Here is a 14,593-nt window from a genome sequence, read left to right on the forward strand (position 1 = left end):
TGGAAGCTGACGGGGCTTGGCGCCCCTGCGGGATGGGTGCGACGGCGCTTGCATCGCTGGTCACGGCGTAGTGGACGACATTTGGCGAGTGCAGCGCGGTGGGTGAGGGAACCTTGAATGTCTGAAGTGGTTTGGCTTCAAAGGAGAACCATGCCATGCACCCGAAATCATCGCGCGATATGCCCGGCCCCAACACCCGCAAGGACACAGACCGGGAGACTCGAGAAGCGGTCGTCAAAACGCCCGACAAGACGAACGACTGGGATCGTGATCAGGTCCATGGCGAGGGCGAGACCATCGGCATCGAATCCGAACGCGACGACAATCTCGCAACAGCCGAAACCAATACCGGTATTCAAATGGATGGCGAAGTTGTCGAGGAAGACGATGACAACCCGTATCAGAACAGCGACGACGCATTGCCTGACGATGAAGAAGAGGCCGCCATCACCCGTCATCCGACCCGGGAAGGTCGGTTTGACGAGACCTAGCTACCAGGCGCCAGCGTACCGGGGCCGGATATGCCTAAATTCTGAGACGGTGCGGCACCCACGTCCTTGTGGTCGGCTTACCATGGCATCAACGCGCAAGAAATGTCTCGCAAGTTAAAAATGCCGGTGAAAGATGATCGCAACCAGCTCCACCGCCGCCCGTTGACTAACGCTGGGTTTGTGATCCCAGCACTCCTGAACTTGCCCGCTGATCTCCCCCAAGGGACAGCGGGCCTTTTTTGCCCATAAGCGGAACCTGACATTCGCAGGCTGGTTCTTGCGGTGCGGCATCCTCCGCTGCGGCTACGGGGATTTGCTCTTAGCCGGGCCCGCTTCTACCGCCATTGCGGCGGGCCCACTTGACTGCGTACCTCGTCTCCTCTGCCGAAGGGTGGGTTTTTTTGGACCAAGGGAACATTGCCGAGGAGCCAGCGGAATCGGTAGAGCACCAAGGGTATTGAAGCGCTGTACTTTCCATTCAGTACTCCCCAAACTTGCCGCTGCCTTCCCTGCACGGGCTTTTTGTTGGAACCGATCACGCCGGGGGAAGTTCTCAAAGTGCTCGGTGTTCCCTCCGCCGAGCGGACAAACAAGGCCCGTCACCATTTTCGTGGTGGCGGGCTTTTCGTGTTCTCGGGTCGACCAGCTCACGTTGCGGAAGGCACTTTGCCGGCTTGAGGGCCAACCGGGGGATATCCATGAAGAAAGCTTACCAAAAGCCTGAACTCACCAAGCGCGAGAAGCTGTCGAGCGTTGTAGCTCAAGCAGTGTCGCCACCGCCACCTCCTCCTCCTCTCTTCTAGACTGAGTGATTTTCGAAACGACAGCATCAGCCCGCTGGTTCCGGCCGGCGGGCTTTTTGTTGAACGGTTCTCAAAGTGCCTGGTCGTCCCTCGTCTAAGCGGACAAACAAGAGCCCGTCGCTGACTTCAGACCCGTGGCGGGTTACTCTTTTTTGCCCGCAGATCTCCCCTCACAGCGGTGCGTCTTTTCAATTTTAGTTTGTATGATTGGCAGGCCCGGAGCGAGGACGCCATCTGTGGCTGGGTTTTGCAGAAGGGGGTTCAATGCGAAAGAGTTACGCTCGTCTGACACTGGTAAGAAAGGACCGGCTGTCGAGTGTCACCGCCACCCCTGGCGCTTCCGGGATTACAGGTCCCACTGGCCCAACGGGTCCCACTCGCCCAAGAGGTCCTACGGCCCCCACCGGTCCTCTCTAACATATAGGGTTGGCGTGCAGGCGGGTTTTGCCCGTCACACGTTAGTTGCGCCCCTGGCCGGCGTGCTGTGAGGATGCTGCTCGTCGCCCTTGTGATGCTGTTTTTCATGGCCTTTTGATTATGGCTGGTCTGATTTCCGGCCCGGACACGGCCCCTATTACCGGCGCCCCCGGGAGCCTGATGATCCTGGCGCCGTCCTTGGCTTAGCGACTCATGCCCTGGCTCTTCGTGCCGACACCTCGCGCAAGTCGCGCTGATCGACTGCCTGACCGCAACTCGGACAGGGTCTCAGTTTCTTCCTCTCTACTGGCTCGCTTCCGTGGCGCTTCCCGGGGATCGGTGGTCCAAGGTCTGATAGCTTGGTCATCACTGACCTTTAAGAGCCTTCGCCGCCAACTCCAACGCGTCGCGATCGTTGCTGTGCTTTGCGATTGCGGGCCTTTTGTACCTTCCGCTCGGTGACACAAATGATGAATCGGTGCTAGAAATCGGCTCGCCGATCCTTTGCGGCAGTTCCATAGCTCGCCCGCTGCTCTCCCCTGAGCAGCGGGCTTTTTATCTTATCAGCACACCGGAACAGCGCGGTAACTAGCAGGTTGAGGCATATGCAGCGCCCGTCCCTTGGTCGCGCTGCTGACCAAGGGCAAACTTGGTCGGCCCGCGCATCCCCAAGGTGTCGCGGGCCATCCTGCGATGGTGAGAACATGGTCAAAATTAGAGCGAAAGCTGCGATAGGGAAGCCTCTCCTTGGGATGCTGCTGGGCGGGTTGTTGCTCGGAGTGATCGGCTGGGGGATCGGCAGGCCGGACGACGAAGAGGTCATGGCCCGCAACTCCGCCGGCGCCGCTATTGTCCACCAGTTATCGGGAACCAATTCTCGCCCATGAGATCGAATATCCGCTCGGTTGTCCTTCGACCGAGCGGGCAAAAGAGAACCCGTCAGTCACTGTTTTCGCAGTGGCGGGCCTTCCCGTGCCTTATGCTAGACGGCATCAGGCGAAACGCGGGGAGGGGCGTCGAATGCGGCTGGTGATATTCACGGTTGTTGGGCTGTTCACGGCATCCGGCTTTTTGCTGGCAGCTGAACTTGTGATCGGTGGCCGTAGGTTGACAGCCGGCGCCAACGCAAGGCAGTTTGCCGGCGAGGGTAAGCGAGGAGCATATAATGAAGAAGACGTATGAAAAGCCGGTTCTGACCAAGCACCAGCGCCTGCCGACGATCACTGCGCAGGCCATTCCTGTCTCACCAGTTCAGAATACCTAAGCGCCTGGTAAGGTGAAACCACACCCGCTGGCTCCGGCCGGCGGGCTTTTTCTTGTCGATCGAAGACCAGAGCAAGACCGCCAAGAAGGGATCGAGCGCCTCCGGTGCAACGCCCCTCGGGGCCTCCACGCCAAGAAATCGTCAGCGGTGGTTCGGTCCGTTGGATCGGGACCGACGCCACCGAGAGCATGCTCGACATAAAGGTGCATCTCCGATGGGGAGAAGCGGAGTCGCCAGTCTTTGTCTTCGGCGAGAACGAGCGTTCGAGTGGCGCGGTCTCCTTTTTGGGAGATGATGGCCATCGGATAGTGAGCGCGTCAATCGTCAGAAATCCGTCTTGCCTTGCAGGAGGCCCTTAAGCGGCCTTAACTCGTCGAACGGTCGCATGGCCATCCCTTTCGGCCGAATCGAACCCATCTTACCGTTCACACGGACTTCTAGCGCGACGGCATCGGGTAAAATGGTTTCGACAGAATTCGTGGCCAAATTCGAAGGGGTAGCTGATTTCTTGGAGGCGGTCGGGCATCCGACCAGATTATTGATCTTGGCCCATCGTCTCGATGGCGAACCCGGGTAAACGTGTTGTTAGACAAGCTGGGCTTTGACCTTTCACAAGCGTCCCTCCCCATCATCTGGCTAAGCTGCGCAAAGCTGGACTGGTGAATGCCCGCCGGGATAGCTAGTGGATATATTATTCCTGTCAATCGGCCGCTGTGCACGCGTTGTTCGCGTTCGCGCAATATCTGTCGATGCCCGCACCGATGCGTGATAGATCCGTTCAAGCGCCCGTTTGCCGTTACCCATTCCAGTTGCACCTGTCCGCCGGCTCCGGCCTGCCTCGTCGGCTCGTACCTAGAGGCTGAAACTATACTCAAAGACGTGGCCACGCTGTTCGTCGGTCACGCGGACCCATATAGGCTCGTTGGTGCGCAGGTTAACTTCGCGCTCAGTTGCTTCCCGGGCGGCCCTTAAAGGCGTGGTCGCATTAACAACGTGCGTTGCGGTAACGGCATCGCCGTCCATCTCCTCGACATGATATTTAGGCACTATAGCGCTCCCAGGCGTTAATCCAGACGCGCAACGTCCAGATCAGGTCTTTGTTGCAGCGATGCCTCGCATCAGACTGCGGAAAGCGGTTGCCAACCTACGGTCGTTGCCTGACCACCGCCGCTAAGAGCGACCGCTCCTCACGGACCCCACTCCGAAATAGGGCGAGAATTCGAGCTGCCAGGATTTGGTTGTCGATCGACGAAGGGTCCAGACCTAAGTCGCGGCAGGCATGGTCAAAAACTCGTTTGCACATATCGACGTCCTCAGGTTCAAGAACCCCTTCCAGGATGCGGGTCGGCATCTTGTCTATTCAACCTCCTCTGTTGAAGCCGCAGTTCGTGGAACGAAATACATCCGATGCGCTCAATAACAAATGATGGATCCGGCGGAAAATTTCGCTGGGAACCATTTTAATAATCAAGCTTTCTTGGGCCCGACAGACCTGAGGAGGCAGTCATGACCCGACGAAAGGTTGACCGCGAAAAAATCGAAAGGGCTGACCGTGAATGCAAAGCTATTTTGGACGCGGAGCGCAGAGCCAGGGAAGCAAAGACAGCGAGATTGAGGGCGCAACGTCTCGCAGCGAAGGAGTCGGAACCGAAGGCCAGTCGCGAGCTTAATGCTCCATGAGCAAGCGCGGCATCAACTTTCTTGACGAGTGGATGGCTGAAAACCTGCCCGATACCATAACTGACGATCCAATAGCGATCGGCGCCCTTGCTGATCGAGCGCTGGAAGCCGCGCGAAAGGCGGGCATCGCCAGCACGGAAATCAGCGAGGAAGTCCCGAGCGTGTTCGAGGTCATCGCCGAAGCAATGGCCAGGCACGATGGTATGCCTTGACCTGATACGCACCGATTGACTCGTTTCCCAAGCGTTCCCATTTTGGTCTTCCGCAGCGGTAGGACGGTGCTTTGTGCATGCGTCGCCGACATGGTGCGGCGTTCGAGTTTTCCCACACCTGGCGAGGCCGGTCTGGAATGGTCGCCCGGCCGACACCTATCCGATCATCATCCGCGAAGAGCTTTCCACATCCATGGCCCGCTTCATGTCAGCCAAGTGGGGACTGGTTCCCGGATGGGCGCGCGATGGCAGCGGCCGTCCGCGCCCGTCAACGCGCGTTGCTAGACAATCGCGACCAGCGGCATGTTCCTTAAGGGTTACACTTCAAGGCGCTGCAAGGTGCCGGTGGACGGCTGTTTCGAGTGGCAAAAGCTCGATGCACCGGGCAAGAAGAAGCAGCCCTATGCCATCGCCATGAGGTCGGGCGAGCCCTTCGCCATGGCCGGCATCTGGAAAGAGTATGCCGACAAGGCGACAGCCGGGTTTGTCCGCACCTTTGCCATTGCGCCCTGCGAGCCGAACGAACTGATGGCGACCATCCAAGATCGGATGCCTGTCAGCCTGGCGCCCGAGGACTACATGCGCTGGCTTGGGCCGCAGTCGGATCCATCGGACCTGTTGAAACCGTATCCATCCGACCTGATGAAATATGGCCGATCGCCTATGTGGGCACTCGCAACACGCGCGACATCATCGACGAAATAGGTGTGGGCCAGCCACGCATTCGACGTTGAGAAGCCATAGGAATATTATCTTGGTCGCAGTTCTCCTTTTTCACAATCATCTATCGTACAGCGTGCGGCTTCAGGGATGTTACCGGCCCAATGATCCAGGAAGTTGATGCCGCGTGTGCTCATCGGTCATCAATTTCGATCTCCACCAGCTTATGTTCCAGCCTTGTCGATGGTATGTTGATCCCGTCATGACGATGCTCTCTGACCTGGGGCCGCCAACCCCCGGCAAGCTGCACGGCGGGGACATCCCGGAAGAGCAGCATTTCTACCAATGCCCTTATTGCGGCCAGGAGGTCGACCAACGCGACTTGCGTCAGGTTTATTACCATGAAGGGCCAAGGCACGAGCCGTTGGAGCTGGAAGATGGCGCCACAATTATTATATTTCCGAGGCTCCAGGAATAGAATCGCCGCGACAAGAAAGCCCGCCGACCCGAGCCAGCGGCTGTTTGCGAGCCGGAACTAACGACACCGCAACGGTAACAGCCTCGTTTGCTTGGGTTTGGGTATTCATTCAGCCGGGGGACCAATGGGCTCTTGTTTCCGAACGGCGCAGGACACCGCGCCAGGCCTAGATGCGTGTTGTAGACGACAACCCCAGCCTGGTGAGTTGCCCATCCGCGAAGCACAGAGCATCCGCCTCAATCGCGAAAACTCTTGAATACGCATTGCCCTTCCGTTCGGTGATCGTTACGTGCCATTCGCCCAAGGAACAGCCAAGCTCTACCGATGGCACGGCGGGAGAGGCTTTTATGATTGCCATGGCTGTTCCCTAACATCGACGGGCGGCTTAGCGTGGCCCGCGCCCTGTCCAAGCAACGCACGGGCCGACCAAGTTCCGCAGCTTGGCGAGCGGCGAGGCCGCTAAAGGAGCCGGGCCGCGTCATCGCTAACTTGCGGCCCGCATATTAGGTTCCGCTTATAAGCAAAAAGGCCCGCTGTCCGTCGGGGAGATCGGCGGACAATATATGCGTGGTACTCCGCTTTGCGCCAATGGGTTGGTTGCTCGCTTTATGCTATGATTCGAGCCGTGGGAAAGAAGCAAAAACCAGTCACCGGAAGCGTCGCCGATCTCGAGATTACCACCGAGGCCCGATACTTTGCCCGCAAGTGCGGACTTAGTCCGGAAGAGGCTCAGAAACTTCTCGACGAAGCCAATAATAAGGCTGGATCACATTCTGTCGATCACAAAAAAGGGCCGCCACCGGAGAGGTCTTGGTAGCGGGCAAGTTGGGAGTGCTGGGATCATCCAGCGGCGATCAACGATCGGAGGCGGAGTTGGTTGCTGGCTGATCAATTGACGGGACGTGTCCCCGTCTCACCCCACAAGCAAGCGGCGAGCTTTCCACCGTTGCGGTGGAGGACCTTCTCGATCGCGGACGCTCAGCTTTGAATCTCCATTGGTTCAAGTTCTTTGTCTACCACACTGTTTGCCATATCATCCGCCATTGGCCGTTTGCCCTATTTCAGTTCGGCACGGCGCGCTGCGCCAGCGTTTGTATGCAGGTCGCATTCCGCTCGGGTGTAAGCTTCACAGCGCAGCCAGGCGCCACGGTGCGATCGATCCTGATCGGCAACCGTCTTGCCTGTGCGGCGTTGATGGGCTGTGGGAGGTCAAAGGCGAGCGGGCCCAGCAATGATGGCGCTCTCGTCACGGACACGCTTCGCAAACCGAACTGACCAGTAACCGTGGCTTAGACGCAAATGGGCTTTGCAAGGAAACTTCGGACCGCGCTCGGGCTCAGACGAAAACCCGACGCAATTCCGCTGCATGCATCAATAGGGAGAAAAACGGAGTTCTACACAAAGCCAAGCAACATATTTGGCTGTGACGAAACTTCCCCGCTACGGATAGGAGCATTCTGCTCCATCGCCGACGAAGCGCTGTTCCTTTGCCGCGCCAATCATCCGATGCACTTGGTCTCAACTTATGCATTCCAAGTTCACATCACTAAGACGATGGGCTTCTTCGAAGATTTGGTGCCAGCCGGACCGACCGAAATTGGCAACGACGTATGGATCGGCCGACGTGCAATCATCATGCCAGGAATACGGATTGGAGACGGCGCCGTCGTCGGGGCCGGCTCGATCGTAACGAAGGACGTGGCGTCTTACGCGATCGTGGCTGGAAATCCCGCCAGGTTCATCCGCAGCAGATTTACCGACGCCCAGATCGAGAGCTTGCTCGAAATCCGATGGTGGGAGTGGAGCGACGAGAAGATCATAGCCGAACAGCCTCGCTTCTTTGGGCCGATAGACGCCTTCATTGCAGCCCACTCTAACGGCTCTTAGCTGTCGTCTACGATAAGCTGGGTGTCGCCCGTATTCAGGCCCATGGGATGTTCCTTCATTTAGAGATTGGCTATGGTCGGCGCCGGGGAGCGGGCCGATGAAACGAAACTGGGTAAAGCTGCCGAAGCCGTGGGCGGAATTGCGCTCCGGCCTACGCGATCACGTTGCCGCCAAGGCAGGCGAGATCCACACCTATGATGGCGGGTACGTGAGGCTGGTGGATGGTCTGTGGCAGGTTGTGTTCAGCGGCGACGCAAACGATGCGGATATGGTGCTGAATGCGCTGCGGAAGCCGAATTGACGCTAGAATTGCTCTTAGGCCGGCTCCTTTCCGGAATTTCGATTGACCGCAAAGATGTAAAGAGCAGCCAGCAGGAGTTCGAATGCGGGCGTGAGAACAATGATCTCTACCAGGCCCCAAGCCAGGATTAGGATCATCCCCACAAAGATCCCCCGCCGAAGATCAGAAGCCCCCGCCGCCTTCGCAATTTCTCGCATCGCGAGCCAGACATAGGAGCAGTACGAGACAACGCCGATCTGCCCAAAATTTACCGCTAAGCACAACACAGAGTTATGGGGTTCCAGGTCATGCTGTTGCCCAACTCAACCAAACCACCGAGCGCGGCGCGCCAGTCAGTGGATGCCACGACTGCTTCAATTCCGGAGCGCCAATACGCTAACCTCGCCAGTATCGACGCCGCTCCTGGAATATGCGGCACGTAACCTCGCACGGAATAGAGAATAGCAGCGCGACGGCGATGAGCGCTGCCGCCGAAACCGATGCCTTCAAGGGTCGACCTTCCTCCTCGCGAGATAGATGCTCCAAGTTGGAAAGGCGGCGCGATTAGCCAGACCGCATGACGCCCGGCTCCTCCGTCGGCGGCTCGCTGGTTTCCCTCAAGGGTGAATTGTCGAAAACCACATCTGAATAATTGACTGTAGCGACCAGATAGCCCGCCTCGTCATAGACCCTTGTGACCGATCCGGATTGATCGAGGCCAGTGGGAGCACCCGCGACAAGTGCCGCGTGAGCCCTTTCGACTGCTCGCGGGCTAGCCAGGTCTGAGCTCGCCAACTCTTCCACGGATATCGTGGTCTGGTCGAATTCGGTGGTTTCAAAGCGGAACTTTGGCATCGACATCTCCTGTTACCAACCAATGTCCGTCGAGGCGTTGCGTTCCCAAGCATGGTCGGTTGCGCGGTCCGCTGGATGCTGGAAGGCAAACGCCGTCACTGCTGGTTTCAGCACAGGCTCGTGCGGATGGATTATGCGAACGTCTCGAACCCGGGTGAAGCGATGACGATAGCGCCGCGGTGCTCGCGCGGGGGGTATAAAGTCAGATCTCGACCCAACGCGTCTCAAGGTTGGCCGGCTCTATCTTGAGGTTGACCGATCGGTCTCCCAGAGGCCTTGTCTTGTGAATGACACCCTTGGGGACGGTTACCAAATCGGCCGGGCCAAGTTCAACCGACGAATCCTCGAATTCGACGAGGGCCGTCCTGTCTATACCGACAAAGATTTCATCTGAATCTGGGTGGGAATGCAGCCCGTACGGTTCGGTCATAACGCTGAGGCGAAGGACATGGTCGTTCAATGCGGCAACCACGACGTTCCGGTACTGGCTTGCCCCGGCGGCTTGCACTGCAATTGAGAAGAGATTGGTTTTGTCGGCCATTGATCTATCTTCCCCGATTACGCAGTGCCTTAACGTCGCCGGGCCCGATCGCGTTGCCTCGCCCCGGAGCGGTCTCGGCATGGTAGCCACGACTTTGCGCTCGCTGAAGGGGCCGCACGTTAGATGTTGAGCCTATATCCGCAAAGCGATGCTCGAAAGGCCCAGGCCAGGCCGATTTGGTGCGATCTAGAAGATCCGCAACCTGCGGAGATTGCCGAGGTCAAAAAGACTGCCGGTGTCGACGTGCCAAGTCGCGAAAGTCTAAGCGAGATCGAAAGTTCAAGTCGGCTGAGAACCCGCGACGGTGTCCTCTCCATGAGCGTTCCCATGGTGACACATGCCGAAGGCGTCGGTCCGCAGATCGCGCCGGTCGGTTTCATCCTTACGCGCAAGCTCTTGGTCACGGTCCGGTTCACCGCCCTTCCGGCTTTTGATGCGGTGGCCTCACGTTTTGACAAGCCTGCGGAACGTCCAGGTTCGAGCCTTGAGGTGTTCATCGATTTATGTAGCGAACTCATCGATCGCCTGGCCGACGGCCTGGAAGAGGCGGCGACGGAGTTGCGAAGCCTGTCGACAACCGCCTTCCACGCGCCCGACGGGCAGGGCCGGAAATCCGTACGCTCCAACAAGCTTGTGCGCGCCCGATTGCGCCAGGTCGGTCGGCTGGGAGACATTCTTTCGGAAAAGCGGGACGTGCTTCTTGCTCTGGGCCGGGCTGTCGATTTTGCTTGTGAAATGACCGCAGAATGGGACGACGGAAAATTGAAGCCGCGTATGGCCGACCTGAAACAGGACGTCGCTTCGTTGAACGACTACGAAGTTCACCTGTCCGACAAAGTGCAATTCCTGCTTGATGCCATCGTTGGATTGATCGGGATTGCCCAGAACGACATCTTCAAGATCCTCACGATCGTTTCGATCGTCGGCATTCCTCCGACGCTGATTGCAGGTATCTACGGCATGAACTTCAAGTTCATTCCAGAATATGACTGGGTCTACGGCTATCCCTATGGCCTGGCTTTAATCGCCCTGAGCGCGATTGCGCCACTCGTATGGTTCAAATGGAGGGGATGGTTCTGAGAAGGGATGCGAAAGCTGAAGTGCACTTTCTTGGACCTCGTCATCCGTCATATCTCCATCCCCGCGCAGCCTCCGCCAACGATAGCGCCTGTCACTCAGCGGGCGTGAGCATGGTCGTAGCGCTTTGATTTCCACTTGCGCCGTGACGAGTTCGAGCGCTCCCGTTTTCGTTCCATGAGGAGACATCGCAGGGCTTGATGGTCGCCCGAGCCAGCTTCATATGGCGCCCTTCACCGGGGGCTGTCGGTCCCGCATCCCGCCTCACGGCGGCGCTATGCTGATGCTCCTTCGGCCGCCCTGTTTAGCCGGTCTCAGGGCCACGAACCTGCTCCAGCGCCGAACTGACCAATTCCCGCCGGCGGACATTTCGATGCTTCCGCCTTGTACGCCCTTTTTCACATTGGTCGGGAGAGGAGGCGCTCTCCCGACGGAGAGTTAGAGAAGGGTCGGTTTTTTCGCGACGGGTTGAATGCGGAAGGAGAGGCCTTCTGCGCCCGTCGCGGAGAACCGCGATGTCTGTCCAGACCAATCGAACCCACGCCGGCGCCGACCGGTCGAACCTCTACGACGAGATCACCGGCAAAATAATAGCTGAACTGGAAGCGGGTCGTTTTCCCTGGGTTCAGCCATGGGGGACTTCCGTGGCAAAAGCGTCGCTCTCCCTGCCGCAGAACGCCAGTACGCGTCGCGCGTATAGCGGGATCAACGTGCTTATCCTCTGGGGTGCCGTGGTCGAACGTGGATTCCCAACACAGAGTTGGATAACCTATCGACAAGCTTTCGCGCTCGGTGGCAACGTCCGCCGAGGCGAGCACGGGACAACGGTCGTTTATGCCGATCGTTTTGTCCCGGACCACGAGAAGAAGCGCGCTCGCGACACTGGTGAGGATGCCCAGGCCATACCGTTCCTCAAGCGCTTCACCGTTTTCAACATCGAGCAATGTGAAGGACTACCTGACGAAGTGGCAGCCTCGGCTGCGCCGCCGGTGGCAAGCCCGATCGAATCGCGCGTCGAGGCGCTGATCAAGGCCACCGCTATCGATTTCCGTATTGGCGGCGACAAGGCGTTCTATGTGCCTACTCACGATTATATCCAGGTGCCCCCGCGCCAGGCTTACTTCGAGCCGATCAATTGGCATCGGACAGCCTTGCATGAGCTCGGACATGCCACTGGCCACAGTTCACGCCTGGATCGCAAATTCTCCGGCTCTACCGCCTCGAGAAGATACGCGTTCGAGGAACTCGTGGCCGAGATCAACGCGGCCTTCTGCTGCGCGGCCCTGGGCGTCGTGCCCACGGTTCGGCATGCGGACTATATTGGCTCATGGCTAGAGGTTCTACGCGAGGACAATCGTGCCATCGTTCGTGCAGCCAGCCAAGCCAGCAAGGCGGCCGAGTGGCTTCTAGGCCACCTACCGTAAAAGGTCGAAGCATCAATCGAGTTGGGCGAAGGCAACGATAGAAGGGCTGCATAACCATCGTTGACCGGAAACCTCACGGGCCGTCCGGTCGGCCACGCCTCTCACCATCGTTTCAAGCGGAAACCGCGTTCACCGCCACAGCCTTTCGCAAGCGTGCCCGCCGTGCCACGTCGGCGGTCGATCGACGGCGTGCCGGATCGTGCTGGCAGGAGAGGGAGAGGGTTGGAGGGATTTCGTGACGGGTTCAAGACTGAGAGAGAGGCTCTCGGCGGCCCGTCGCGGAGAAACATCGATGGCCAACGCCGTTCAGAAGATCACCCTGTCGCCTTCGCGCGATATTCCTTTCAACAAGCTGGTGCTCGCCCAAACCAATGTCAGACGTATCAAGGCTGGAGTCTCGATAGAGGAACTCGCGGAATCGATCGCCCGCCGCGGTCTGATCCAGAGCATTCATGTTCGTCCCGTGCTCGATGCTGGCGGCGAGGGGACAGGAATGTTCGAAGTCCCCGCCGGCGGACGCCGTTATCGCGCGCTCGAGATGCTTGTGAACCAGAAACGTCTCGCGAAAACCGCGTCCGTTCCCTGCGTCGTCAGCAATCCGTCGGGCCCGATCCTGGCGCAGGAGATCTCCCTCGCCGAGAACATCGAACACGCGCCGCTCCATCCCCTTGATCAATATCGCGCGTTCAAGGACATGCTGGATGGCGGCATGTCGGACGAGGAAATCGCAGCCGCGTTCTTCATCTCAACCAACGCAGTAAAACAGCGCCTCAAGCTGACTGCAGTGTCGCCGGCGCTTCTTGAGATTTACGCCGATGACGGCATGACGATCGCCCAGCTCGAAGCATTCTCCGTCAGCAACAACCACGCCCGACAGGAACTCGTCTGGGACGCGATCAAGAACAGCTGGTCGAAAGAGCCGTACCAAATCCGCCGCATGCTGACCGAGAACACCGTCCGCGCCTCCGACAAGCGGGCTGTCTTCGTCGGCCTGGAAGCCTATGAGACGGCAGGCGGCGACGTGCTGCGCGATCTGTTCCAGTCGGACGATGGCGGGTGGCTGCAGGACGTCCCGCTGCTTGAACGGCTGGTCACCGAAAAGCTGCAGATGATGGCCGACGAAATCGCCAATGAGGGCTGGAAGTGGATCGAAGTCGCCGTGAGTTTTCCCTATGGCGCGGCAAATGGCTTGCGCGAGCTCGACGGCACGCCGATCGATCTCACCAGCGACGAGCAAGCAACGCTCGATGCGCTCCGTGAGGAGTTCGACAAACTTCAGACGCAGTACGAGGAGGCCGACGAGTTGCCGGATGACGTCGACCAGCGATTTGGCGAGATCGAAACCGCGATCAAGTCGATCGAGGCGCGTCCCGTCCGCTTCGATCCCACGGAAATCGCGCGTGCGGGTGTCTTCGTCAGCATCGATATGGACGGGGCGCTTCTGGTCGAGCGCGGATTTGTTAGGGCGGAGGATGAAGCACCTACCACGCCCGAGGCCGGCACCGATCCCGGCGTCGACGGGTCCGACGTCCAAGCGACTGGCTCGGTTCAGCGGGCCGTCATCACCATCGGTGGCCAGCTGGCCGACCCTGATGAGGATGAGGAGGATGGCCACAAGCCTTTGCCGGATCGCCTGGTCATGGAACTGACCGCCGATCGCACACTGGCTCTGCGCGACAAGCTCGCAAACGATTCCGCAACCGCCTTTTTGGCTGTGCTTCATAAGTTTGTCCGCGACCTGTTCTCTCGCTACAGGGCGCAAGGCGTGGCGATGGAAGTCTTTGTCCGCAGCACGGTCTTTCCAGTCCAGTCCGAAGGGCTTCGCGACACGACCTATGCGCGCTCGATCCAGGCCCGCCACGAGGCCTGGGAAAAGCGTCTTCCAACTGACGTCGCCGACCTGTGGGACGCGCTCTCTGCACTGACAGGCACCGAGCAAGCTGAACTGTTCGCCCATTGCTCATCCTTTGGCGTCAACGCACTTTACGAAAGGGCTGATCGCTACGGCAACGGGGCCATCTCAACGCACGGCGTCCAGCAGCGGCTTGCCGATGCCAATCACCTTGCCCGGGCCGTGGGGCTCGACATGATTGACGCCGGATGGCGCCCCACTGTCGGCAACTACCTTGGCCGCGTCACCAAGGCGCGTATCCTCGAAGCCGTCCGGGAGGGTGCTGGCGAGGGCGCCTCACAGCTCATCAATCACCTGAAGAAGGGCGACATGGCCAAGGAAGCCGAACGCCTGCTGGCCGATAGCGGCTGGCTGCCCGAGCCTCTGCGGCTTGCCGACGGTGATCTCAAAGCAATCGACACCAACGCTGGCGACGAAGATGAAGCTCTGCCTGAATTCCTGGCAAGTGACAACGATGCCGTATTGGCCGATCAGGAAGAAAAACGGCTAGACGCTGCCGAGTAGCTGACTTCTTACCGCGCCGATCGCCCGGCTCTCGCAAGGGGGCCGGGTGTTTTTGCGTGCTGTGTTGAGAGTGAGTGTCCGGCCGGGACGGGTTGAGCCCGTGCGGTC

10 protein-coding genes are annotated in these 14,593 nt (G+C 58.9%); 8 read left to right on the forward strand and 2 right to left on the reverse strand.

Annotation, left to right across the window (positions count from 1 at the left end; genetic code table 11):
- Positions 1-155 precede the first annotated feature (155 nt).
- From MesoLj_RS13395 to MesoLj_RS13430, 5 genes are all read left to right on the forward strand, one after another.
- The gene (locus MesoLj_RS13395; RefSeq protein ID WP_140774553.1) at positions 156-491 is read left to right on the forward strand and encodes a hypothetical protein; all 336 of its coding nucleotides are present in this window, start codon (positions 156-158) and stop codon (positions 489-491) included.
- Between the two features lie 4,160 nt (positions 492-4,651).
- Positions 4,652-4,867 carry a DUF768 domain-containing protein gene (locus MesoLj_RS13410; protein WP_202326289.1) on the forward strand — a complete coding sequence of 72 codons (216 nt, stop codon included), beginning with the start codon at positions 4,652-4,654 and terminating at the stop codon, positions 4,865-4,867.
- A 303-nt stretch (positions 4,868-5,170) separates the two neighbouring features.
- Complete coding sequence (locus MesoLj_RS36260; protein ID WP_244735374.1) at positions 5,171-5,572, forward strand: SOS response-associated peptidase; 402 nt, start codon at positions 5,171-5,173, stop codon at positions 5,570-5,572.
- 1,732 nt (positions 5,573-7,304) lie between these two features.
- Complete coding sequence (locus MesoLj_RS36720; RefSeq protein WP_140774547.1) at positions 7,305-7,892, forward strand: CatB-related O-acetyltransferase; 588 nt, start codon at positions 7,305-7,307, stop codon at positions 7,890-7,892.
- A gap of 97 nt (positions 7,893-7,989) precedes the next feature.
- Positions 7,990-8,193, forward strand: a complete 204-nt coding sequence (locus MesoLj_RS13430; RefSeq protein ID WP_140774546.1) for a hypothetical protein — start codon at positions 7,990-7,992, stop codon at positions 8,191-8,193.
- A gap of 543 nt (positions 8,194-8,736) precedes the next feature.
- Here MesoLj_RS13430 and MesoLj_RS13435 read toward each other — a convergent pair.
- Positions 8,737-9,027, reverse strand: coding sequence for a hypothetical protein (locus MesoLj_RS13435; RefSeq protein ID WP_140774545.1), 291 nt, complete (start codon positions 9,025-9,027; stop codon positions 8,737-8,739).
- Between the two features lie 202 nt (positions 9,028-9,229).
- A complete protein-coding gene (locus MesoLj_RS13440) occupies positions 9,230-9,568 on the reverse strand; it encodes a hypothetical protein (RefSeq protein WP_202326290.1) in 339 nt (112 codons plus the stop codon).
- Between the two features lie 123 nt (positions 9,569-9,691).
- Here MesoLj_RS13440 and MesoLj_RS13445 point away from each other — a divergent pair, with 123 nt between their 5' ends.
- The 3 genes from MesoLj_RS13445 (at position 9,692) to MesoLj_RS13455 (ending at position 14,485) form a co-directional block, all read left to right on the forward strand.
- Positions 9,692-10,648, forward strand: a complete 957-nt coding sequence (locus MesoLj_RS13445; RefSeq protein ID WP_140774543.1) for a magnesium transporter CorA family protein — start codon at positions 9,692-9,694, stop codon at positions 10,646-10,648.
- A gap of 512 nt (positions 10,649-11,160) precedes the next feature.
- Positions 11,161-12,069: an ArdC family protein gene (locus MesoLj_RS13450; RefSeq protein WP_202326291.1), complete on the forward strand. Its 909-nt coding sequence runs from the start codon at positions 11,161-11,163 to the stop codon at positions 12,067-12,069.
- 199 nt (positions 12,070-12,268) lie between these two features.
- Positions 12,269-14,485: a ParB/RepB/Spo0J family partition protein gene (locus MesoLj_RS13455; RefSeq protein WP_446720307.1), complete on the forward strand. Its 2,217-nt coding sequence runs from the start codon at positions 12,269-12,271 to the stop codon at positions 14,483-14,485.
- Positions 14,486-14,593 lie beyond the last annotated feature (108 nt).

It is taken from the genome of Mesorhizobium sp. 113-3-9, assembly GCF_016756515.1.
Classification (GTDB): Bacteria; Pseudomonadota; Alphaproteobacteria; order Rhizobiales; family Rhizobiaceae; genus Mesorhizobium.